This is a genomic window from Cellulomonas alba (assembly GCF_030362835.1).
GTDB lineage: Bacteria > Actinomycetota > Actinomycetes > Actinomycetales > Cellulomonadaceae > Cellulomonas > Cellulomonas alba.
The window spans coordinates 1-22,705 of sequence record NZ_JAUCGQ010000002.1; the positions used below are offsets into that span (position 1 = coordinate 1).

The 22,705-nt window shown below is 66.5% G+C and carries 16 protein-coding genes; 4 read left to right on the plus strand and 12 right to left on the minus strand.

Annotated elements, in window-relative coordinates; all coding sequences use genetic code 11:
* Positions 1–152: 152 nt before the first annotated feature.
* From QRT04_RS12720 to QRT04_RS12770, 11 genes are all read right to left on the minus strand, one after another.
* Positions 153–530 (minus strand): DUF559 domain-containing protein, encoded by a 378-nt coding sequence (locus QRT04_RS12720; RefSeq protein WP_289456355.1) that lies wholly within the window; start codon positions 528–530, stop codon positions 153–155.
* Positions 531–1,542: 1,012 nt separating this feature from the next.
* Positions 1,543–2,220, minus strand: coding sequence for a hypothetical protein (locus tag QRT04_RS12725; RefSeq protein ID WP_289455802.1), 678 nt, complete (start codon positions 2,218–2,220; stop codon positions 1,543–1,545).
* The gene (locus tag QRT04_RS12730; RefSeq protein ID WP_289455803.1) at positions 2,211–3,533 is read right to left on the minus strand and encodes a M23 family metallopeptidase; all 1,323 of its coding nucleotides are present in this window, start codon (positions 3,531–3,533) and stop codon (positions 2,211–2,213) included. The genes QRT04_RS12725 and QRT04_RS12730 overlap by 10 nt, the downstream gene beginning before the upstream one ends.
* A gap of 15 nt (positions 3,534–3,548) precedes the next feature.
* Positions 3,549–4,130 carry a hypothetical protein gene (locus QRT04_RS12735; protein WP_289455804.1) on the minus strand — a complete coding sequence of 194 codons (582 nt, stop codon included), beginning with the start codon at positions 4,128–4,130 and terminating at the stop codon, positions 3,549–3,551.
* Entirely contained in the window at positions 4,130–6,253 is a 2,124-nt protein-coding gene (locus QRT04_RS12740; RefSeq protein WP_289455805.1) for a hypothetical protein, read from the minus strand. Before QRT04_RS12740 ends, QRT04_RS12735 begins: the two co-directional genes overlap by 1 nt.
* Positions 6,250–8,481 carry an ATP-binding protein gene (locus QRT04_RS12745; protein WP_289455806.1) on the minus strand — a complete coding sequence of 744 codons (2,232 nt, stop codon included), beginning with the start codon at positions 8,479–8,481 and terminating at the stop codon, positions 6,250–6,252. Before QRT04_RS12745 ends, QRT04_RS12740 begins: the two co-directional genes overlap by 4 nt.
* 473 nt (positions 8,482–8,954) lie before the next feature.
* Complete coding sequence (locus QRT04_RS12750) at positions 8,955–9,395, minus strand: hypothetical protein (protein ID WP_289455807.1); 441 nt, start codon at positions 9,393–9,395, stop codon at positions 8,955–8,957.
* Between the two features lie 2 nt (positions 9,396–9,397).
* Positions 9,398–9,625, minus strand: coding sequence for a hypothetical protein (locus QRT04_RS12755; RefSeq protein WP_289455809.1), 228 nt, complete (start codon positions 9,623–9,625; stop codon positions 9,398–9,400).
* A 276-nt stretch (positions 9,626–9,901) separates the two neighbouring features.
* The gene (locus QRT04_RS12760) at positions 9,902–10,192 is read right to left on the minus strand and encodes a hypothetical protein (RefSeq protein ID WP_289455810.1); all 291 of its coding nucleotides are present in this window, start codon (positions 10,190–10,192) and stop codon (positions 9,902–9,904) included.
* A 214-nt stretch (positions 10,193–10,406) separates the two neighbouring features.
* Positions 10,407–11,165: a hypothetical protein gene (locus tag QRT04_RS12765; RefSeq protein ID WP_289455812.1), complete on the minus strand. Its 759-nt coding sequence runs from the start codon at positions 11,163–11,165 to the stop codon at positions 10,407–10,409.
* A gap of 494 nt (positions 11,166–11,659) precedes the next feature.
* Positions 11,660–13,621, minus strand: a complete 1,962-nt coding sequence (locus tag QRT04_RS12770; protein ID WP_289455813.1) for an AAA family ATPase — start codon at positions 13,619–13,621, stop codon at positions 11,660–11,662.
* 68 nt (positions 13,622–13,689) lie between these two features.
* Between QRT04_RS12770 and QRT04_RS12775 the strand changes: the two genes are divergently transcribed.
* The 3 genes from QRT04_RS12775 to QRT04_RS12785 are packed head-to-tail and all read left to right on the plus strand — an operon-like array spanning position 13,690 to position 17,096.
* Entirely contained in the window at positions 13,690–15,747 is a 2,058-nt protein-coding gene (locus QRT04_RS12775; protein ID WP_289455814.1) for an Eco57I restriction-modification methylase domain-containing protein, read from the plus strand.
* Positions 15,744–16,598, plus strand: coding sequence for a site-specific DNA-methyltransferase (locus QRT04_RS12780; protein ID WP_289455815.1), 855 nt, complete (start codon positions 15,744–15,746; stop codon positions 16,596–16,598). The genes QRT04_RS12775 and QRT04_RS12780 overlap by 4 nt, the downstream gene beginning before the upstream one ends.
* 57 nt (positions 16,599–16,655) lie before the next feature.
* On the plus strand, positions 16,656–17,096 hold the full coding sequence (locus QRT04_RS12785) for a hypothetical protein (protein WP_289455816.1): 441 nt from the start codon (positions 16,656–16,658) through the stop codon (positions 17,094–17,096).
* Between the two features lie 136 nt (positions 17,097–17,232).
* Here QRT04_RS12785 and QRT04_RS12790 read toward each other — a convergent pair whose 3' ends face one another.
* A complete protein-coding gene (locus tag QRT04_RS12790; RefSeq protein ID WP_289455817.1) occupies positions 17,233–18,249 on the minus strand; it encodes a hypothetical protein in 1,017 nt (338 codons plus the stop codon).
* A 1,127-nt stretch (positions 18,250–19,376) separates the two neighbouring features.
* On the opposite strand from QRT04_RS12790, the gene QRT04_RS12795 reads away from it, so the two are divergent.
* Positions 19,377–22,625 (plus strand): SNF2-related protein, encoded by a 3,249-nt coding sequence (locus QRT04_RS12795; RefSeq protein WP_289455819.1) that lies wholly within the window; start codon positions 19,377–19,379, stop codon positions 22,623–22,625.
* The last annotated feature ends 80 nt before the right edge of the window (positions 22,626–22,705 follow it).

A 22,705-nucleotide genomic window follows, 5' to 3' on the forward strand; every position in this document is an offset into this window, starting at 1 on the left:
ACGACGCAGATCGACCGCCATCCGGATCGCGCGCTCCCGAAGCTCGTCCGGGTACTTCCTCGGTGCAGCCATGACTCTCATCCTCCGGGGATTGAGAGCCTCCACGGAACCCGGGGCGGTTCACAAGGGGCGAATTCCCTCTGGCGCCGGGGTTAGCGCCCGGCGCGCGCTTCGGAAGCCGTGGCAGCGATTCGTTCGCGGCAACGGTCCGGGTCGTGGAGCAGCTCGTACTCCCAGAGTCGCAAGAGGCGCCAGCCGGCTCGGTCGAGGTAGGCGGCCTGCCGTGCGTCGTTCGCCATGTTCTTCGCGACAAGCGGGCTCTCGCGGTCCTCGGGATTTCGGCCGTGCCAGTAGTCCCCATCGGCTTGGACGACCAGCCGCATTGCCGGCACGCACGCGTCGACCGTCCATTTGTCGAAGATGAGGTGCTGAGGAGCCCAGTTGCCCTCGCCGAAGACATCGTCCATCAGCACGTACAGAGCAAGTTCAGGCCTAGTGGGGCCTCTGCTCGCGAGGTGGTCACGCTGCATCTGCCGCACGCGATGAACGGTGGACTCGTCGGTGCGACGAGCCTCGGTCGCGCATTCTCGCGAACAGCACACATCCCGGTTGCTGACGGGTCGCACGAAGTCGATCCCGCAAATCGGACATTGCCGTATCTCCCGGTTCCGGGCGCCCAGGCCGCGACACTCAACCGAGCAGTAGCGGCCACCCCCGTCCGCGTCGACGCTCGCTACTACCTCAAAGCTCTTGCCACAGACGACACAACTCTTCGCGACCCGACGACGACGGCACTCGTTCGAGCAGAACCGACCCCAGCCCTTCGCGATCTCGCTCTTGGTGGCGGTGAACTCCGCACCGCACCGTTCGCACGACCGATGAACCGGCCCGGGGAACGCACATGACTTCGAGCAGTAGATGCCCCGGCCGTCATTAGCTCGCTGCTGGGTCACTTCGAATGTCACCGAGCACGTCGGGCACACGCGCGCCAAGCGCACCACTCGACGGGCAACGCCCGCGCAGGGCTTCGAGCAGTACACCGCGTCGTCGTCAACCTTCGCGGCCCGCACCGGGAACGGCTTCCCGCAGGTGCTGCACGGCCGGACCGCCCGGGCCCGATCGGCGTCCTTACATTCCTTCGAGCAGAACACGCCTGCCCCGGACGCGAGCCGATTCGGCGACACCTTGAAAGTGCTGGCGCAGTGCGCGCAAGTCCGATCGACGAGGTGTCCCCGCTTGGATGCGTACCAGCAGTCTCGCGAGCAGAACGTCGCGTCGTTGTACGTAGCGAACGCGTTCCCGCAATTGGCACAGTGCTTCGTGACGCGCGGCACGTCAATGGACCGTCAGGCTCGAGACCATGAGCCGAGTGAACACCATCGCCCTACATTCCAAGTTGACACACGACTGCCGGCCACGGCGCGGTACGGGCCCCGCATGGCGGGTCCTCAGACCCCTGCGAGCCGCTCTGGCGGCACGGCAATAACCCCGCGGATTGGCCTGGCCTTCCTTTCACACGCGCGCCCGCGACGCTAGAGCACTTCACGCGTACGCGAAGAGTCGGTGGAGTGGGAGTGACCGCACCTTGCCCTGGAGCTCCGGGTAGTACCCCACTTGATGCAGCCACCAGTGAGGCTGGGGGACGACGCGTACGCAGATGTCGCCGCCCACGTCCAGTGGCTCGGACGCGCCCACGAACCAGAACCACTCGCCCGCTGCGTTGCGAGACCTCAGCGCCCGTCCGGTGAGAGCGCCTGCGTCGCGCGCGGTGACCGGACGCAGCACCGGAGGTGAGTCGGCGTCCAGGCGCACACGCTCAAGCCACGACGAGGCCTCGACATTGGACGATGCCTCTTCAGATTCGACGGACGTCCCTTCGGGCGGAAGCGCGTCCCGGTATACCCACGCATAGTCCGCCGGCCACCACTGCATCACGGGGTTTCGGTCCTGACTGACCCTCCACGTCCAGTAGTGGATCGGCGCACACACGGCCACCGACTCGTGCAGCTCGCCGTCCCCGGGGAACTCAACCAACCGACGCTCCGGGCGAAGAAGCACCTGACCGTCGATGAAGTACCGCCGTGGGACCCCGATCGTCACCTCGTCACCGACCTCGAGGTCGGGTACGTAGGCAGCGGGCACCGGGTGGCGGACCGGCGGCGGCACGGTCTGCCACGTGAGGTCTTCGAACGCGAAGAACTCGGCGTCCATCATGACCATGCTCGCAGGTTCACTCCGTGCTGGAGCATGAGCGGCTCGGGATCCACGGGCACTCCGTTGACGTGAACCTCGAAGTGGTAATGCGGACCGGTGCTGACGCCAGTGTCGCCGGACAAGGCGATGATCTGGCCGCCCCGCACTTGGTCCCCCGGCTTCACGAGCACCTGGGACAGATGAAGATGGCGGGTCTCGACGCCACCGGCGTGCGCGAGGGTGACGTTGAGCCCCGCGCCCGAGTCCCAAGAGACGGTTTCCACCACGCCGACCGTGGGCGCGGCTATCGGCGTTCCGACGGCGGCTTGGAAGTCCGTGCCTGCGTGCAGGCGCCAGACGTGCAAGATCGGGTGGAACCTCATGCCGAACGGTGACGTGATCCGCGCCTGCAACGGAGCGGTCCATTGACCAGAAGGGATGATCCGCTCCTGCGAGGCGGCCGCGGCCCCCGACGCCGAAGCGAGCTCGAAGTTGGACGAGCAGAACGCATCGATGTCCACGCCGCTTGCGCGGTAGTCGGCTGCCGTCATGACGCCTTGCGGCTCGCCGCCGACTTGGAGCGCCGTGCTCGGCTCCTGCGATGCCACCGATCGGGCCGCGCCCGATCCGCCGGTCAACGCGTCCACGATGATCGTTGCTCGCGCCTCGTGCTTCGCGTACGCGCCAGGGAAGGCTGACCGCTGGACGCTCTGGGCGGAGACGGTGATCGGGAGCTGCGCCCAACCGGCGACGTCCAGCAGACCGGCCGGGGATGCCTTGCCGCTCGCGGGGTCGAAATGGGGCGAGGTCCGACCGCCGAAGAACGACAACGCCGCGAAGCGCGGATCGCGAATCTGCTGAGCGGTGCCCCAACCCTGCGACGGCCGCTGCTGGAAGAGCCCCAGCGAGTCGCGGTCGCCATGGTCGAGGTTCTCGAGTCCCGACTCCTGCAAGGCGGCGGCGATCCCCACGATGAGGCCGCGCCGCCCCACGCCGGCTTCAACGCCGGCCACGATGATGCCCTGAGCATTGGTGATCTTGTCGCCGTCCGTAGGGCCGAAGCCAGGGACGGCCCCGCCCGTGGGAATCGTCGGCGCCTGGTCGAGAGGCGGTGGCTGGTACGCGGCGTCGTCGACGGAGTAGCCGAGTTGGGTGCAGGTTTCAGCGGCTGCGGCCTCCCGGCCGCCGCTCGAAACCACAGTCGCCGCCGTGACCCCGACGAAGACGCACGCGCCACCGAGCACGAGGGCGCCGACAAGGAGCTTCGGCCAGTGGCGCGCGAGCCATCCAAGAGTCTGGGTCTTCGCCCAGAGGACGAGCCAGGCGGTGAACGGTTCCAACGGTCTGCTCCCAGATCACCCAGCCGGCTCGACGCTGGAGACCAGCCACGTGCCGCCGGCGGGAGCTGGAACAACGTGGACGCGAATCCACGCACCCGTCGTCGGAACGTCCAGTACGCCCTCCTCGGCGTTGATCGCGACCTGCCGCGGCTGACCACGCACGGTGACGTCTGGCGTACTCGCCGGGTTCGTCGTGCTCAGTCCGCTGCTCCAGAGCTCGCTTGTGACGAGCGGACGCACGCCGGCGGACCAGGCCTGAGCGTCAAGGTCGGGACGCGCCCAGGCGGCGACGAAAGCGGCCGCCGCGTCGGCTGCAGCCGCAGACGGATCGCCGCCAGTCTCATCGGCGCCGAGATCGTCGGTGCCAGCCGTTCTATCTACGACGTTGTCGCTCAAGCTGTCGGATGGGGAGGGAGCGGCGGTGGTCGAGACGGCCTCAGACGGCGAGGCACTGACCGCAGTCGTCGGTCCGGACCCTGAGTGGTCGTTCGCCTGGCCGACAAGGAACACCGCGGCGAGCGCGACGATGACGACGGCGGCGAACCGCCGCGCCGAATACAACGGCCACCGGACGATCGGAGCGAGCGCGTCCCACATCAGAGGTACTCCTCCGGCTCGTCGGCCTTTGCATGCGCGCCCGTCGGCGGCCGCCAGATCTCGAAGACCGGCCTGCCTGCGGCGTCGTATCGCGCGGTCGCCTCCACCACACCGGGCGGAAGCTCGACGGAGTGGCCCAGGACCTCACCTCGGGGAGCGTTCTTGTCGACCGGAGCGGCGAGATCGACATCGCGTTCCTCCGGTCCAATCGGCGGGTGGCTCCGTAGTTGCTCGCGAGTGCCGCCATGCTCGCCGTCCAGCTCGGCGCTTGCTGCGCGCCGACTTCCCATCGGTCCGGCGTCGCGGGCAGCAGAGCCAGCTATCTCCCGCGCACTGGACTGGTCGTTGAGCGCATCTCCTCCACCGACGATCGCCAGCTCACGACGCGAGCGGCGCGGCAACGCATGCTCGGGCTGCTGACCTTCGGGCAGTTCGCGCTGGCGGTCCAGGTACCGCCCTGTGCCTGCAGCGGCGGCCGCGTCCGTCAGCTCGCGGGGTGCTGGCGCCGTCGGCAGCTCGCGACGAGGCGCACCCGTCATGGCGATTTCGTGGGCGTCGCCCACCGCCACGGGGGCGCCCTTGGCGTTGACGATTCGATACGTGCTGGGCTTGCGGCGCAGATCCTCGGGTCCGCCCAGGTCCGGGTTGCCGCCCTTGGCCTGGCCGTCGTCGACAGCGTCGCGGACCGCCTTGTGCGTCACGAATCCGTTGAACAGCGTGCCGATGCCTGACCTCGCCATGCGGCGCGCCGCGCGAGATCCCGGCATCGCTCGGCCGGGTCGCAGCAGCTTGAACAGCACGATGGGAATCGCCGCGACAATCACGAGCTGCAGCCCGAACGCCAGGTGGGAGTCGAGCACCGCCGTGTCGAGCAAGAGATTCGCGAGCGCGGCGACGAAGAAGGCCGGCCCGAGGACGACGAAGCGTCCGACCTGCTTGAGCACGCCGATCACCCAGTCCTGCGTGACGTAGAGCAGCCCGAGCACGCCGAACGCCGGCGCGAGCGGCACGAAGACCCTCGTGGCGATGTACGCGATGACGATGAAGACGGCGGCCACTGCGAGGAAGGGCATCGTGACCCCGACGCGCAGGACCACCGTCGCCGCCGCATCCCAGCGTCCGTTGTTCCCGGTGAGCTGCTGGTACGCGCCGGAGTCATCGCGCTCCACCGACGACGCAGTCTTGACCCACAGGTCCTTCTTTGCCTGGATGATCGCCTGGCCCGCGGACGGATCGTCCTTGACGGTCTCCGCTTCGCGCCACGAGAGGTGCGAAGCCCGGAACAGGTCCGGCCCGTAGGTACGAGCGATCGCGCTGTCCGACGAGCCGACCGTCCCGTCGAGCCATTCGTTGTAGCACGTGTCCCGGTTGATCGTGTCGAACATGTCGTCGAGCGCCGCTTGCGCTCTGTTCGTCCCAGGCGGCCCAGGCGTCTCCTCAGCCGCGCCGACGCCTCGGGCCGACGTGGCGATCGTGGTCTGCACGAGCTGGTCGACCGCGCGCGCCGACGAGACCGGGTAGCTCATGACGAAGGTGGCAGTCACCAGGACCAGGAGCGCCCATCCGGCCGTCGTTACCGCCGCGGAAACCTGGGCGCGCGTGGCTGCAATCAGCACGCCCGAGCCGACGATCACTAGCATCGCCGTCACCCACGGGTCCCACAACCCACCCTTGATCGCGCTCGTTGCCGCGGTGAGCACGCCGTCGAGCGGAGCCAGGAAGTCTGGCGTCACCACGACGCTGAACAGGGAATGCGTGAAGGCCGACACCGACGCGCTTCCGCTCATGAGGGCGTTCGCGACGGAGGTCTGGACCTTGGGCAGCGCATCAGAGCCAGGAAGGCAGCCGTTGTCGTAGTTCACCCAGTGGTAGGAGTACCCGTAAACGTCGGCGATTTTGACGTTCCGGTCCGTGAACGGGTCGGCGTCCGTCGCTGTCGCAGGCTTGCCGTAGAGCTTGCCGGGCAGGCCGTCGAACGGCGAAGCCGGTTCGGGAGCGGGCGCGCACGCCTTCGTCAGCACCGGACCAACTGCCGGCGCGGACGCCGCCGAGGCAGCAAGCGCGGGGCCACCGACGGTCAAGCCAACCGCGAGGGCTGCCGTCATCACGGCGCGGCGGATCATGCCGCGCCCTCCTCCGCGACGAGCTCCACCGCTCTCCGCTTCGCCGGGTCCGCCGTGGTGTTGAGGGCGGCGGTCAGACGTTCGTGATTGCTGTAGTCGACGCGGATCTTCTCGACGCCGCCCTTGCCGTCCTCGCCGCCCATACCATCGCGGAAGATGAACTCCCGCGGTGTCCCGGTGAGCTCGGACCGTCGGGAACGCCGCGAGAGCTTGGCGAACTCAGCCTCGTATCCGACGCCGACCGGCAGTCCGAGGAGCCGGCAGTTGTGGGCCTGCGCCTCGTCGTCGGTCGTCTTCCCGACGAAGGCGGCGCCAACGAAGTTGTTGATGTTCTGCCCGATCACGTTGGCCGCGTTCTGCGTCGAGACGAGCGCCGCTATGTCGTGCTTGCGGGTGTCGGTGGCGACCTTCTGCACGAGCGTCCGGCCGGTCGAGACGGCGGTGATCTCGTGGACCTCGTCGAGGAACATGCCTTTGCGCTCGTTGAAGTCCGCTCGGTACACCGACCGCAGCGCCGACCACGCGGCCAAGGACATGACCGGGCGGCTCATGAGCTCGTCGTACGACCATTCGGTCTTCGGCTTGTTCTCGTCGATCTGCGCCAGGCCCTTGAGGCTGAAGAACGTCATGCGCCGGTCGCTCAGCGGCGCGCCATGGTTTCCGCTGGACGGCGTGGCGAAGAACAGCCGTGAGAGCTCGCGTTCCGACGCCTCACGCAGCCGTCGCCCGACCCGGGCGACGAGGTCGCGGTCGCCCTGGGCGTCGTTGTGCAGGGTGATCAGGACGCCGTGGGCGGTCGAGTGCGGCCGTGCCTCAGCCCTGGCGACCGCGTCTCGTAGGACGGAGAGCGCAGCCTGGTCATTCTGGTCTTCTGCGGGCAGACACCACCGCAGCGTGTCGGTCATCAGGTCTCGGCGCTGAGCCTCGGCAGCTGACTTCGCCAGCGCGAGGGCGTGCTGCGGGTCGGGCTCGTCACGGAACCACGCCAGCTGCGGTTCGGGCACGAGCGCGTACGGGTTGAGTGCGCCCGGCTCGGACTGCAGCAGATTGATGGCGGCCGCGACTCCCCGGAACTCGGGCAGCTCGGCCAGTGCGCCGAGTCGGCCGGACGGGTCCATCACCGTCCACGGCACGCCCTGCGCTCCCGTCTTGTAGACGATCCCGCCTGCGAAGAAGCTCTTGCCCGCGCCGAGCCCGCCGACGATCGGGACGAGGCCCGATCCCTCCACGACCTCGGGGCCGTACCAGGGGTCCCACGTGACCGGACGCTCTGCGAATCCGCTTGTGTAGCCGATCAGCACTCCGCGCTTGTCGCCGACCTCGGCCGTCGCCGCTGGCACACCGGCCGCGAGCTTGAGGATCGGCAGATGGCGAGTGTGGCCCGTGTTCGCCAGCGGCTCCATCGGCACGAACTCGCGCGCCAGACGGAACTGATCGAACTCGCGCTCGATCTTGATCGCCGGCTTGTAGACCTTCTGGACGAGCTTCGCTCGCTGGAGTGCCTCCTCCTGGCTCGGAGCGGCGACTGCTATCCGGAACCAGCCCCGCGTGCGGGTCGCGAGGCCGTCGAAGCCTGAGCGCTGCTCGTCCTCAACCGCCGAGGCCCGCTCGGCCTGCCGGGCGAGCTGACGAGGCGGCTGCTTGCCGTGGTCATCGAGGTAGTGATCGCGCTGAGCCAGGACGCGGTCGGAGAGCTTGTTCATCTCCTTCGACGTCTCTTCCGGCGAGCGCACGTCGACACGGAACGCCCACTCGACGGGGAACGGCAGCTTGTCCGTCTTGGCGATCCATGGCTCGTCCAGCTCAGGGATGTGCAGCTCGCCCATGCGACCGACGGTCAGGACGACCACGTGCCGAGTGATCGGCTGGTCGCCCATCGTCGAGTCGATCCGCACGGACTGCGCCAGAGGCTCCGCGCTCCAGTGCGTCGCGCCGGTGAACTCGTGCAGGTCCTCCTTGGACCACTCGCGTTCCTCGATGGTGTCCTGCAGGGGAGCGGGGCAGCCGAGCGCGAACGAACGAGCCAGGAGCCACGCCATGTCGTTGCCGACGGCGGGCATGGCGTCGACGCCCGGGCCGGCCATGATCTCGTCGATCTCGTCCAGCCGATGCTGGAGCGCCTCGAGCTCCCGCCGCGCGACATCGGCGATCACGCGCCCGGTCAGGTTCACCGCCGACGACCGCGAGCCCAGGTCGACGCCGAAGTACACGAGCTTGTCGCTCTGCATCCGCGACGAGAGCTGGACTTGGTCGCGCTCGAGGATCTTGGCGAAGCCCTCCGTCGGTGCGGGGGAGTTGTTCCACGCCGCCTCCGCCCAGGTCTCCACCGCGTACGGCCGCGTCGTGATGCGCCCGTACACCGTCCGACCCACGAGCTCGGCGATCTGCGACGCGTGCGCCTCGATCAGCGACTCGCCGTCCGCGACGGTGCGAAAGCTCCACCGCTGCGGATCCAGCAGGTACCACGCGACCATGCGCTTGTCGGAGAACGTGACGTGATCCGCCACGCGCGAGAGCAGCCAGTGCATCGGGCTCGTGAGCCGCGGCGCGTCTGGGTGCCGGCCCCGGCCCTTGGGTGCCCTCGTCGACCGCGGTTGCGAGCTGTCGACGAGTTCCTCCGCCGGGTCGTACGAGACGTCGACGTCTTCGTCGTCGTCCCCGTTGGGCCGATGACCCAGCAGCGACCTGAGATTGAGCTGCATCATTCCCCCTCGTATGCAGCGGCCTTTCGGTTCGCATAGGACCGCCACCGTCGACGCCGCCCGAGCGGCAGTGCATGCGCATCCCCGATCGAGGTGATCCGCCTGCGGAATGCCGATGACCGGCGAGAGTGCTGGCCCCTCGTGGGCACGCGGGTCGCGGTCAGCTCGTGCCAGAAAGTCGCGGCGAGCACGCTCATCGGGCGCTCGTGCGTCGTCTTGTCGACCACCCACTGCGACAGTCGCAACGACACGAGCACCGTCAGGGCGACCGAGAGCAGCGAGAACCCGATGCCGGTCTTCACCAGGAACGCGAAGCCCAGCAGCGCGAACACTGGCGTCACGGCGATCATCCGGTAGCGGAGCCGCCCGATGTAGTAGCCCGGTGGACCGAGATAGGTCTGGTCGACGTCGTAGATCTCGTCGTCGTCGGGCAGGCGCATAGTCAGCCCGCGTTGAACAGACCGAGCAGCCACCGTCCGACGTCGTCCGACTTGCCCGAGATGACCATCGCGAGGAATGCGATGCCCACGAGCGTGACGCCGACCTTAGTCACTGCCTTCGAGATGTTGCCGGTGTTGCCGGCCCACAGAACACCGATGGCGATGATGATCAGGATGAGCGGAACCACGTTGTCCTGGATCCACTGAGCGATGCCGCCCGTACCAAACATGACCTACCCCCTGTGTCGGTCTCTATCGTGTAACGCACTACACGCTACACGCGAAGTCGGACCGCTGCCAGCGACCGCTTCGAGATTCATCCGAGATGTTGTGGACCCGTCGGACTCAGACAACCGTCCAGATCGCGAGCCCGCGGGGCGTGCGTTATCGCACGCGGGGCTCAATGGGCCGCACGACTGCTTCGGGCGGCGATGCGCACTGTCATCTCCAGTGTTAGCGGGCGCGTCCCAGCCGCGTCGGCGGCGCGCCGGGCGCCGGCACCTTCGCTAGACCGCTTCGCTCGACGCCCCGGAGTGCTTTGCGAGGTAGGCGCGGGCCTGCTCCGCGTTCTCAAAGCTCGCGCGGGCCGTCCGCTCGATGTAGGCCACCATGCTCTTGGACAAGCCCACGTCGGCGGCCACACTACTGAGCGAGGCGCCGGGCGTGGCCAGCATCGCCAGCACCTCGATGTCCCGAGCAACGCGGGCCTCGCGTTCCCGCTCTGACGCTTCCTTCTGGCGCGCGATCGCTTTGCGCGCGCGGTCGCGGTGCATGTCGTAGCGGGAGCCGCCGTTCACAGGTGGACCCTACCTCACGGCGTACAACGCGTTGCACGAATCTCCGCTTGGCTCGCATCCTGAGTCCCAGGTTTGGCGAATGCAGCCGAGAGCCCTCGGATGCGGATCTCCCGAGCGGACCCGGGAGTCGGGTGACTGGGCATGATCAGATTCCATGGTTCGGTCGGCGCGCGCCTAGCACCAAGCCGCCACGCAGCACAGCTGCGAATCGGGGCTACTTGAGTCGGCTAGCGCCCAGGAGTGCCTCGTCCCGGACGGCTTCCGCCACCGCGGTTGATGAAGTCACCCACAATGCGCGTCCCTGCGGCGACTTCGAGACATAGGAACTTCCAGGCGGAGCGACCAGCCATCCCGAGGCCGCCGCTTGCAGGAGCGCCGGTCGGTCGCGCAGGTAGCCGAGCAATTGTGCGAGACCCGCGCTCAGGTAAGAACTTGAGGATGAAGCTTTAAGTTCCAGCAGAATCGCGCGCGTCGGCACACCGCTATCGACGAACTCGACCACTATGTCGGGGCGGTTGCCGCCCGCAGCCAGCTCATAGTGGAGCATTGCGTCCATCAGCTCAGATGGTGCCGTAGAGGGCGGCCATGACTGATACCACACGCGCACATCGCGCGACGCACTGATCCTAAATGCCGCAAATGGGCGACTTTGCCCATCGACTAATAGGCGAGTCGGATTTAGCCGCAGACCAACTACGGCCAGCGCAGCGGTGATTCGAAGAAGAACGGCTATCTCAAAGAGCCTCCAGTCCTCCTTCGGCTCGAAGTAACGCTCGCTCAGGGCGTCAATCACATCCTCGGGCGACGGTGCGACAAGCATGCGTCGCAAGTGGCGCGCCGCAGCGCCAACTCGCAGTCGATAGAAACCGATGCGATCCGCCTCAAGCCTCGAATATGCCTCGTCGCCCGGCCACTCGGCCGGGACGCCCTCGAGCCAGGCCATGCGGCGCGCGCGATGGATGATGTCGGTCATCGAACGGATCTCCGAGCTCCAAGTCGTCGCCGACTCGCTCAGCCGAGACGCGGCAATCACGCTCCGCTCTTCAGCCGCTTTTAGTGACCATGCCAGAAGCCGATTCTCGGGGATGTCAAAGATGCGATTTGCCGGACGGGTCACCCAAATATCACCCGCCGGGCTCGAGGTCGCGCGATGTCGGACTGTCGCAGCCCAGTCGATGCCGGAGGTCACACTCCGGCCCGCCACCCTCGGACGAGCTGACGCCGTAAGCGGTCTGCGGATTCCTGTCGGCAGCGCAGCAACGAGATCTCGAACCGGCCTCGACAGCATCAAGTGGACAGCCAGAACCCGACGAAGGTCGGACTCCGCTAGGCGAAGCAGTTCGGCTGCTGCCGCGACTGGCCCGCCACGCTCAGTGCTTGCTGCACTGAGGAAAGCAGGGAGATGGTCCCTGACCTCCGAGAGCAGTACCGCTCGGAGTCCAGGCTCCAGGCTGCTCTCGATCTGGCTCATGACAACGCGACTTCGCGGATGGCGGACTCGAGAACGTCTCTGGCGCCGACGCCGGCGCTCGGCAGCAGCTCGTCGATCAGTCCCAAGAGCCTCTCGCTGGCTGTCAATGGCTGGCCCTCGTACTGCGGAACGACGAGGAGACGCGTGGCAGTCAGAATCGCTTCCTCGTCACTAGAAAATGTCGGTTCTCCGCTCGCGGTTTCCGCCAATCCTTCCACTATGAGCTGTGCGAAGTCGCGCCCGATCGCCGGACCGATCGCGACGGGTCCCGCGACGATCGCCATCGCGACGTCGACGAAGATAGCAACGTCGGGGCGGCCCAACTTCGCGAACCATTGCAAAAAGAGCGCGCGATAGTCGGCTTTCGCTGGAAGAGGCACGTCGATCACGGCGAATCGACGAAGGAACGCAAAGGATAGGCGAAAAAGGCTGGCCTTATCGGATACGTTCAGCGTGCCAATAATGCGCCACGCTGGCGTGACGGCGAAGACGCCGTCCGCGACGGTCGGGTTCGATGACCATTCGATCGTTACCGGCTTTCCGTCGCTGGTGGTATACGGCAATACGGAAGTCCGTCCACCGGATCCCTCGCCGCCCGAAAGCACTGTGAAGAGGGGACCAAACGCCTTATCGATGTCGGCGCGGTTTACCTCGTCAATGACCAGCCAGCCGTTGGTGCGTAGCGAGCGCAGCACAACACCAGGTACGAACCGCAATCCATTGGCATCGGGGAGATAACCCCCGATCGTGTCGAACGTTGTCCAGTCGGCTGTCGCGGTCGTCACGTCGTAGTTATTGCTCACGACGGCTCGACACAGCGCTTCGCCCAGCGTAGTCTTCCCGGTTCCCGGTGGGCCGCCCAATAGCAGATGCTTTCCCGCACGAAGGGCGGCGACAGCAGCGGCGACAACGCTGCGCTCGATCGAGAAGCCATCTGGGAGTTCCGCCAGTACGGCTTCGACGGAAAGCCCCTGCAGCGCGGCGGCTGTGTCGGCGTCCGCAGGTGCTTCCTCGGTCGCACCCAGTACCGCGTCCGGGGGAAGCGGTCGCTTTGCCAGTTCAATGGCTTGAGTCACAGCGCGGCTGAGCGAGCGGAACTCGTAGAACGCGGCGTAGTCGTCGACCGCACGGACCGCCTGATTGGAATTCAGGAGGCCGAGGAGTTCATCGGTCGCGCCAATGGCAGGCTCGGCGTTGAACGGGTCGGCGGGTGTCGCCTTGCGTTCAGCTTCAATTAGGAGTGCGCGTATCTCTTCGGGCGTGCGGGCGATTGGCTGCTGGGGTTGCGCCAGTACCCCGCTCGCGTCGGCGGTGGCTGTCCCCGGCATTGTCGCTCGCGTAACGAGGAATGCCATGTCGCCATCGCGCGGAGGGCGCCCTGCGGCCGTTAGAAGTTCAGCAGCCTTTTCGACGTTCTGCGCCTCGACGAGGCTGAGCCTCCTGAGCAAAGCCTCGTCGTCGCGTCCGGGATCGGCAGCCGCTCGAAGGCTAGCAACGAGCCCACGAGAGACCTCCTGGATGGGTCTCGCTGGAGCTGACCCCTTGAACTGTGAAGCGACGGTCTCGCTCAGGCTGCGCAGCCGCAGGAAGTCAGCTGCCGGCAGGGGAGCGGTAAGCGGCTCCACCGCGACAGGTACGACAACCCAGACTTGTCCGTTGTCGGTTCTGTCGCTGGCCTTGCCGGCCACTCGAAGCACGTGCGGGACGCCGCCCGCGACCGCTTCGTACTGTCCGAGTAGCTCCTCGTCGGCTTGCCCCATCGACGCTGCCAGATCGTGCAGTGTGTGCAGTTCATCCTCGCCTCGGGCTGGGGATGACTCGTACAGCGGCACGATCTGTTCGCCGGGCGACACGCGGTGCAATGCGTCTGCCATCGCGGTGTCCGGCTTCGCAGCCAGCTCGCCGTTCTGGACGTGCGCGAAGGTCGTCGCGTTGGCGAACAGGGCGTAGTCGGTCACGACCGTAAAGTAGCGGAGGCCGGCCGCGGCTCCAGGGACGTGTCGGTAGGACACCCTATGGTGACGACGTGTCCAACCGACGACCTTCACCCGACTGGCTTGCTCTGTCGTCACCAGGGCACAACCGTCCACTCGTTCCCCGGGTGGAACGACGGGCGCGGCACGTTCGGGCCGTCGCCGCCAAGGTGGAGTCCGATGTCGGTCTGCCGTTCGAGGAGCTCTACAAGCCGACGAGGGCCGGACTGGGTTTCACGCTCGTTGATCGTGACGTCGCCCGGCGCTCCGCTTGGGCGCTCGTCGGCGAATGGCTCGTCGCTGCTTCAGTGCAAGCGCCCTGCGCGAGCGATGGCCTGAGCGCCGCTCATGAGTGGTTCTGGCGGGGAAGTGACCGCGCGCTCGGTGCTGTGCCTGAAGTCCGCATGTCGATCGACGTTGAAGCCCTCGAGCTTCGAGCCCTGCTTCCGTACCTACTCGACCCGATGGCGGCGGCGACGCGACGCGACGTTCTCAACGCAAACAGCACCCCTCACGAGCGGAGAGTCCGCAAGGCAACCGGCGTCTACTACACGCCGGGCGACGTTGCCCACTTGATGGTCGAACGGGTCGCGTCACGCCGCACAAGTCTCGCTACCGACCTCTGGCTCGATCCCGCTCATGGGAGCGGCGTCTTCCTGCGCGCGGTCTTCTGTGCGCTTGGGGGGCGCCCGGATGCTCTCGATCGCATTTACGGCGTCGACGTGGATCCGATCGCGGCGGAGACTGCATCCTTTGTGCTCACCGCGGAGAGCATCGCCAACGATCCCGACGGAGATCGTCCTTGGGAGGTCTGGCACCGCGTCCGCCGAAACCTGGCCACGGGAGACGCTCTTCTAATTGACCCTGCGCCGCTGACCGACGCGCCGACTTCGCTCATTGACGAAATGGCGCGATCGTTGGACGGGAACCCGCTCGGAAGTGTTCGGCCCTGGCGGCTAGACTCAGTCTTTCCTGAAACGAACGCCAGCGGTTTTGCGTGCATCGTAGCGAACCCGCCGTACGCCCCGCTTCAGCGCAACGCGGCGACACACCACATTTCTGACTTGCACCCCGTTGCGGGCCCGACAGTTAGTGCAGACATATCGCCGGTATTTGTGGAGCTGTGCACCAACCTATTGCCTCGCGAAGGCGCTCTGGCGATTGTACTCCCACTTTCCGCGGTCTCATCCACGCGGTCGCCCTTCCCACAACTTCGCGAATACTTGGCCGGTCAACCGGGCCGGCTCGAGTTGCTCTCATTCGACCGGGTTCCAGATGCCCTCTTTGGCGATGACATCAAGACGCGCAACTCAATTGTGCACCTGGACAGGAGCGCTCCAAGCGACATTACTGTGAGCCCGCTCTACCGCTGGACCAGCCGACGGCGTTCTTCGGCATTGGGCGAAGCTCCCATCGTCTCCATCGCTGGTATCGCGGAAGTGCCAGAAGTCATTCCGAAGATCGGCTCGTCTTGGGAGCGTGAACTCCTCCTCGCCTGCCAAGGCCACGGGCGCTACCTGGCACACCTGACCTTGAGCCAGCGGCTGTCACCGCTCGACAACACGGGCGGGGCCCTGACCGGCGGTGACCAGCTAGACCTGCTGGCGTTGGCGCCGACGGCGTACAACTTCCTCGGGGTTGTCCGCGATCCCTTTCGCGCGGTCATCGACGGGCACGACTCACAGAACAAGTTCTCGATCCTGCGATACGCATCGGAACGGGAAGCCTCGGCCGCCTACGCCCTGCTCAGCAGTCGCCTGGCCTTCTGGCTGTGGCACGTAACGGGCGACGGCTTTCACGTCACCGGCGCGCTCGCCCGCCGCCTGCCGGTCCCGTGGCGCGAGCAGGAGCGCGTCGAGCGGCTGGCGGACCTCGGAGAGCAACTGTGGAAGGACGCGCTTCAGAGGCCCCTGATCAGCAAGAACCGCGGACGCACCACCGTTGCGTACCCTCCGGAGCGCGACACGCAACTCGTCGACGAGATCGATGCGGTGATGGAGGAGGTCGTCGGCGTACCCTATGGCGCTCAGCTGGCCGCGTGGCACGAGCAACTCATCGTTGTCGACTCCGACTCCGAGAGACGCAACTTGATCCGGAGGACGAAGCAGTGAGTCTCGTTGTGACCCGAGAGCAGCGCGACGCCAGCGCGATCACCAAGGAAGAGTGGCGCGAGTACACCAAGACCGTGTGGAGCATCGCCAACGTCTCCGATCCCGAACACCCCGCCGTTTTCCCCCGGGAAATCCCCGCGCGGCTCATCAAGATGTTCAGCTTCGTGGGAGAGACGGTCTTGGACCCGTTTGGCGGCACGGGAACAACGGGTCGCGTCGCAGCCGAGCTCGGCCGCCGGGGGGTTTGTGTCGATCAAAGCGACGCTTACGTCCAGCGCATGCGTCGAGAGAAGGCGATGCTGAACGGGTCAGGCGAGTTGTTCGAACCACGCCTCGGCGACGCCCGGGCGCTCGATCTCGAAGACGAGTCGGTCGGCTTGGCTGTCACGAGTCCGCCCTACTGGAACAAAGCCGACTATGGCCAGGGCCTGAACAATTTGGGCAACGTCGAGGGTTACCTCGAGTTCATCGAGTCCCTACGGCCAGCGTTTTCGGAAGTGTTTAGAGTTCTGGCACCTGGACGGAAGTTTTGCGTTAACACTGCCAATGTCAACCAGCACACCGAGCACGGCTTGCTTACCTTCCCTTTGGCGACGGACCTCGTAATCCTCCTCCGCCAACTTGGATTCGTGCTTGTCAATGAGATCATTTGGAACAAGGATGGCACCGGAGGCAAGTGGGGCTCGGCGAATGGTCAGCGCCCCATCTTTGGCAGCTATCCGTATCCACCGAACTTCCTATTTAAGAACGTGCACGAGTACATCATCATCGTGGCAAAGCCGCCTTCGAAGAAGTCCTCTGGCAAGACCGTGGTGCCCTACGATGAGATTATGCGATCGCCAGAACGGTGAGCGGGGAGCGGGATGACACAGCTGCCAGACCTTCTGACTGGGACAGAACTTTGCCTCGTGGCAGAGGTCCCGGGTGCGGGTGATCGATGGAAGCAGGTGCATTTCAACCTCGACATCGCGCGGCGGTTTTTTAATCTCGAACCCGGTTCGAATCGCTCAATTACTCTCGAGCGTATCGGCCCAACCGGGTACGTCGTCGAGCGTGCTAGCCGGCAGTTGGTCATCCCCGAATCGAACAGAAACTCAAGGATTGAGTTTTCGTTTGGGCGCGCGGCGGAGTATCCTCCGGCTCCGAATCGACCGATTGTTGTTGTCGTGGAAGCGAGCTACCTGACCTACCGGTACAGAACGCTCATGCCCGGTGAACCCGGCTACGAGGGTGCCAAGGCTCTCCTTGCCGCCGGGCCAAGCATTGGAAAGGGTGTCCGGCGAAGAATCGTTACCCTCGATGACCTCGAGGGCTACTGGCCCCACGCACTTCTTCGTGGCGGCATCTAGGCCGCTTCGCTCTGTCGACCGACCGACACATCGAATCTCGATCGATCTTCAGAGCCGCATGAAGGCTATCGTTGCGCCCAGTTTCTAGCGTGTCGCCCGCTCGTGCGTCGGCCCATGGCGATTTTCCGAACCGTGACTACCTTGCAAGTTGTGCATCGATCGCTGCACGAACGCTCGTGAGAGCGTCGGCGTCAAAGCCATCTGGCTTCAACGCCAGGCGATGAAGCCGAGCGTCTTCGTTTTCGGCGCGACCGTCGTCATGGCGGTCGATTTCTCGTACATGCAAGAGTCCGTACCAGTCGAGAGTCTTCCGCGCAGCCGAAAAAGGGTCGCGGTGGATGCCGTAGTGCCGGAGTCGCGCCCAAGCTGGGATCGCAACCTCACCCTCCCTGACGTCACTGTCCGGGTCCGGTCTTAAGGCGTGTAGCCCGCACGCGACCATCAAGAGCAACGTGATCTCCGAATCTTCCAGGACGTGGATCCAGCCGTTCGTGATGAAGCCTGCTGGTACAGCAAAGGTGCTGGACTCGCGCAGACGAGGAACGACGTACGGTCGCCGGTCACCGGAGAGTTGCCGTCCCGCCTCGTGCAGGAGCGTGAAGCCCTCGTGCCGGCCGCGCCGTCCGGGATCGCCCGGGAGTTCGACGAGACCGGCTTCACTGAGGGTGTCGAGCGCAGCGCGGACGGAGCGAGCTTTCTTGTCTCGTGCCGAGGAGTGAGTTGCTCCCCTTCCGGAACTGATGGCGCCGGACGCGATGACGTCGGTCCACCCTCGTTCCGACTCGAAAGAGGCGATCTCGAGCTGCGGGAGGCGAGCGCGATGTCCCGGCGGGGTAGTCATCTGCGCGATCGCGAGGCCCGCGAGATAGAGGCGCAATGCCACTCCCTGGCTCGTCGAGACACGTGTGGCGGACGGTCGCAACTCCCGCCGCGGAGCTCGGCGGTCTGAGGCCGCGTTCTCGTCGATCGGTGCGTCGAGGCACACGAACTCGTTCCGCAGTGTCAGGCCCCGTCGGAGTGATCCGAAGCGGTCAAGCGCCTCGGCCGCGGAGACCACCGACCGTCCGAACGCGCCCGCTAACCGGTCCCGTCGGTACTCGAACGCAGAGCGTTCCTTCGCTCGCAACGGGCGGCTGAAGTCGATACCAAGCATGGGCGCGCTGCTGCCCTCTTTCGTCAGATAAGTCTGAGCGCCTAAACCGGCCAGTACTCGACGTTACTGGTCGATGCTCTAGCAATAGGACTGGCTGGTTTACCTGCGGAACCATGCTACTCGATTTGGCCCAGTGTCGCCCCTACCTTCGACTTGCGTTCGACTCGAGAGGAGGTGCACATGCACAAGACACGAGCCCCTGCGCCACCAGACAACAGGTGGCCTGGGCGCCTGGACGTAGTCAGAACGCTTCTTCAGGCAGCCCAGACCATCCTGCTGCTGCTGCGCTTCATGGGTGGCTGTTGACACCCAGGGGCCCGTCCCGATGCACCGGGGCGGGCCTCACGCGCTTCCACCGTACGACGCAGTCACCGCCAAGGAGAAGAAGGCATGGGAGCTCGACGCCACGGGTAAGGCACGGTTGCGGACCGTCGGTGGCGGGCTGATCGACAAGCAGCGGCGCCTCGGCCTTCACGGCGTCGGCCCGGCGGCAAGGGGACTCAGACCGGCAGGACCCCTCCGTTACGGCTCGCCGTGAGAACTTTCCTTACTGACTCAAGGCGCGCGCCTCCGGCGCGCGCAGTCGGCCTCCCGGGCGGGGCCCCGCGCTCCGGCGCTTCGCGCCTGCGCGCACCCCACCCGTCCAGCCTCCCGCGACACCACGAACGCGAGCCGCAAGCCCCCGGAACTACCTCACCCTCCACTGCTATCCAGCGCCACTGGACCCGCTCGCCCAGCCGGCCCGCACCGACTGCCGAGCATCCGGCCGGCTCCACACCGTGTCAAGGGCGCCGTCTGCGCCGCTGCGCGATGGCCCTTGGCCACCCCTGACCCGGAGCTCCGCCGGCCTCTTGTGCTCCGCTATCGGTTCAGCCCTCGGAATGTCCCATCCGTGAGCCCCAGAGAACGACCACCAAGAGCCAGGCCGACCGCTCGGTGCAGCGGGGTGTAAGCACGGTGGCGGTCTTTGCCTTACGGCGCGGGCACGGAGGTTGGGGTCGAGATCATCGCGGCGATGATCCGTCCAAGAGTTCCAGTTGGCGGCGCCATTCGCCGTGCCACCGCTGTGATGTCAGTGCTTGGGGCAATGATCTCAGCGTTGTCTCGTCGAGGGCGTTGGAGGAGCTGTGGCGCACGGCAATGGCAGACGTCGGCGCGGGTGGGTCGACAACACGGTGCCGGACTTGTGGACGGCGGTCGGCACTCAACAGTCGCGGCTGACGCTCAGCCGGATGTCATGGCCTGCACCGTCGCGCTTCCCGGCCAACCACGCGTCCTCACACGTCGATTCGATCCTGCGACCCGACTTGATGGCCAGCTCGGCGGTGCTGGCGGTCGTCGGCTTCGCTTCCATTGAGCAACTGGTTGAGCTCGTCGCTGCGCGATCGGCCGATCCCCGCGACGGTGTGCGGGTGCTGCTTGGGTGGGAGCCGTTCATCAGCCAACGGGTGTCGTTCGGGTCAGCCACAGCATCGTTCGATGACGAGGTTCGCCGCTACTGGATCGAGCAGGAGGGCGTCTCACTACGCAGCTCCGCCAAGATCGTGCAGACCTTGAACGCCCTTGAGGCCGGCCACCTACAGGTGCGGTTCGTCCCGGGCCACGATCGCCTTCACGCGAAGGTGTACCTCGCCGATCGGGCGGCGACGCTCGGCTCGAGTAACTTCACGCGCAACGGACTGCGAACCCAGCTGGAAGCCAACGCACGGTTCGACCGGCTCGACTCCGACGGGCGCTACGAGGAGCTGCGCACGATTGGCGAGAACTTCTGGCAGATCGGCCAGGCGTGGGACGAGCCGTTCGCCGCACTGCTGCGTGACCTGCTCAAGTTCGTCTCGTGGCCGGAGGCGCTCGCCCGCGCATGCGCCGACCTGCTGGAAGGTCACTGGGCCGACCGTTTCCTGTCGGCGCAACCCGGCGGTGAGCCGCTGTGGCCTTCTCAGCGGTTTGGGATCGCCGAAGCACTTTGGGTCGTTGAGAACGTCGGATCGGTGCTCGTCGCCGACGCCACCGGGTCGGGCAAGACCCGCATGGGTGCCCACCTGACAGCGGCGGTCCGCAACCGGCTTTGGAGCACGGGACGCGTCCGGCGCGACCTCACCGTGGTCGTATGCCCCAAGGCGGTCGAGGCGGACTGGTTGCGGGAGGCCGTCTCCTGCGGCCTGACCGCCCGCACCGTGGCCCAGAGCCTGCTGTCGCAGGCATCGCCAGACGGCCCCCGCCTCCAGGAACGAGAGGTCGCCGAAGCCCAGATCCTCGCAGTGGACGAGGCGCACAACTTCCTCACGGCCTCGCGGCGCACCAGATTCGTCCGAGAGTCATCGGCAGACCATGTGCTGATGTTCACCGCGACCCCGATCAACCGGGGTGCGTCCGACCTGCTGTCCCTGGTCGACCTGCTCGGCGCAGACAACTTCGACGACGCCACACTGAAGGTCCTGGACAATCTCGGCCGACGCGGGCGCGACGGCATCCTCGCGGATCAGGAGAAGGCTCTGCTGCGAGCCGAGATCCAACGGTTCACGGTCCGACGCACCAAGAACCGTCTCAACGGACTCGTCGCAGACAACCCCGAGGCGTACCGCGACCCATCGACCGGCCGGATCTGTCGCTACCCGGAGCACCGCAGCTCGAGCTATCGCACGGGGGAGTCAACCCAAGACGTGGCTCTGGCTGCCGAGATCCGAGAGCACGCGCATGCGCTCACTGGAGTTGGGCTGCTCGGAAACCAACTTCTGATGCCACCCGGACTGCGCCGGGAGATGACCGATGAGCATTGGCTCGAGCTCCGGCTCGGATCGGCCCGCGGCTTGGCGGCCCACCACGTACTGTCCGCGCTCCGTTCCTCGAAGGCCGCGCTGATCGAGCACTTGCGCGGCACGGCCGTTGCGGTGGTCAGCCTCGAGGTGACGAACCTGGTCAAGGCCCAACCTACGGGCAACCAGATCGGCGCCGTTGGTGCGGTCAGGGAGCGCGGACGTCCGACAGTCGACCTGCGGTGCAAGCTGCCTGTGTGGCTGACCGATGACGACGCGTGGCTCGCACGGTGCGAGGAGGACCTCGAGCACTACCTGGCGATCGAACGATGCGCTCGGGAACTGGACGCCAGCCGCGAGCAGGCCAAGGCGGAGCATCTGCTCGCGCTGTCACGCCGGCACAGCCTCGTCCTCGCCTTCGACCGGCACCCCATCACGTTGGCCGTGCTCGGCGCGCGCCTGGCCGCCGCCGGAGTCGATGTCGAGATCGCGACCGGCGCGGACAAGGCCAGCCAGAAGCGCGTGACACGGCAGTTCGCCCTCGGATCGACCCACCGCGGAGTTGCGCTCTGCTCGGACGCGATGAACGAGGGCATCAACCTGCAGGGCGCCTCCTGCATCGTGCACCTGGACATGCCAACGACGCTGCGGGTCGCGGAGCAGCGCGTCGGTCGCGTAGATCGGATGAACTCCCCGCACGCCGCCGTGGAGGTCTGGTGGCCGAACGACGGAGCGGAATTCGCGACTCGAGCCGACGAGCTGTTGGCCACCCGGAACATCGAGAGCTCGCAGCTGCTCGGCTCTAACCTCCCGATCCCGTCGGACGGGAACACGATCATCGACCACTCCCTGTTCAGCCAGACCCGGGACGAAGACTGGGACGGCCTGTACGACGCGCTGGAGCCCGTGCGCCGGCTGGTTAGCGGGGAGGACGCTCTAGTGCCGCCCGACGTGTACGAGGACCAGCAGCACGCCCGGGAACGCGTGATGTCACGCGTGAGCCCGGTGCGCTCCAGCGTGCCTTGGGCGTTCTTCGCTATTGCGGGCACGGCACACGGCGCTCCTCGCTGGCTCGTGTTGGAAGGGAGTGACTCCGCGCCAACGACAGGGCTTCCCGAGGTGACAGCCCGGCTGCGTGCGCTGCTCGCGGAGGATCCGCCGCAACGCGACTTCGACGGGGCCTGCGAATACTGGCTCGAGCGGTTCCTCGACGCTGCGGCACGCGCCGAGATCGCGCTGCTCCCGCGGCGGGATCAGAGGGCTCTCGCGCAGATGGCCACATGCGCGCGAACGTGGGCGTCTGCGGCGAGGTTCGCGGGCGACAGGGAGGAGGCCGCTGCGCGGTGGGACGTGATCGGCCGCATCGCGCGCGGCGAGACCGATGAGGGGGCGGTCGACCTGCACGAAACGGCGGCAATCTGGCGTCAACTGACCCGCACCCGACGTGACGAGTACCGAGCCGCACACCGGCGTCGCCGCTACCTGACCCTGTCCGACCTCGACCAGGACTTGGCGGTCCGACCGCTGGATCTGACCGACGTTGAATCGGGACTGTCCGGCCTAAGCGTGATTCCCACCCTTGACCGACGCATCTCAGCCTGCATCCTCGCTGTTCCGTGAAAGCCGCACGGTGGCCGGCCGGCCCTGGCGCCGCGTCAGCACGAGGAAGGCGGGTCCCCGCTCGCCCATGGCTCGCGCGG

What these genes read in the sequence shown, in the direction of transcription:
- QRT04_RS12720 (WP_289456355.1), bottom strand. Translation starts at nt 530, where the DNA reads ATGCAGCGTGACCACCTCGCGAGCAGAGGCCCCACTAGGCCTGAACTT.
- QRT04_RS12725 (WP_289455802.1), bottom strand. Translation starts at nt 2,220, where the DNA reads ATGGTCATGATGGACGCCGAGTTCTTCGCGTTCGAAGACCTCACGTGG.
- QRT04_RS12735 (WP_289455804.1), bottom strand. Translation starts at nt 4,130, where the DNA reads ATGTGGGACGCGCTCGCTCCGATCGTCCGGTGGCCGTTGTATTCGGCG.
- QRT04_RS12740 (WP_289455805.1), bottom strand. Translation starts at nt 6,253, where the DNA reads ATGATCCGCCGCGCCGTGATGACGGCAGCCCTCGCGGTTGGCTTGACC.
- QRT04_RS12745 (WP_289455806.1), bottom strand. Translation starts at nt 8,481, where the DNA reads ATGCAGAGCGACAAGCTCGTGTACTTCGGCGTCGACCTGGGCTCGCGG.
- QRT04_RS12750 (WP_289455807.1), bottom strand. Translation starts at nt 9,395, where the DNA reads ATGCGCCTGCCCGACGACGACGAGATCTACGACGTCGACCAGACCTAT.
- QRT04_RS12755 (WP_289455809.1), bottom strand. Translation starts at nt 9,625, where the DNA reads ATGTTTGGTACGGGCGGCATCGCTCAGTGGATCCAGGACAACGTGGTT.
- QRT04_RS12765 (WP_289455812.1), bottom strand. Translation starts at nt 11,165, where the DNA reads ATGACCGACATCATCCATCGCGCGCGCCGCATGGCCTGGCTCGAGGGC.
- QRT04_RS12790 (WP_289455817.1), bottom strand. Translation starts at nt 18,249, where the DNA reads ATGCTTGGTATCGACTTCAGCCGCCCGTTGCGAGCGAAGGAACGCTCT.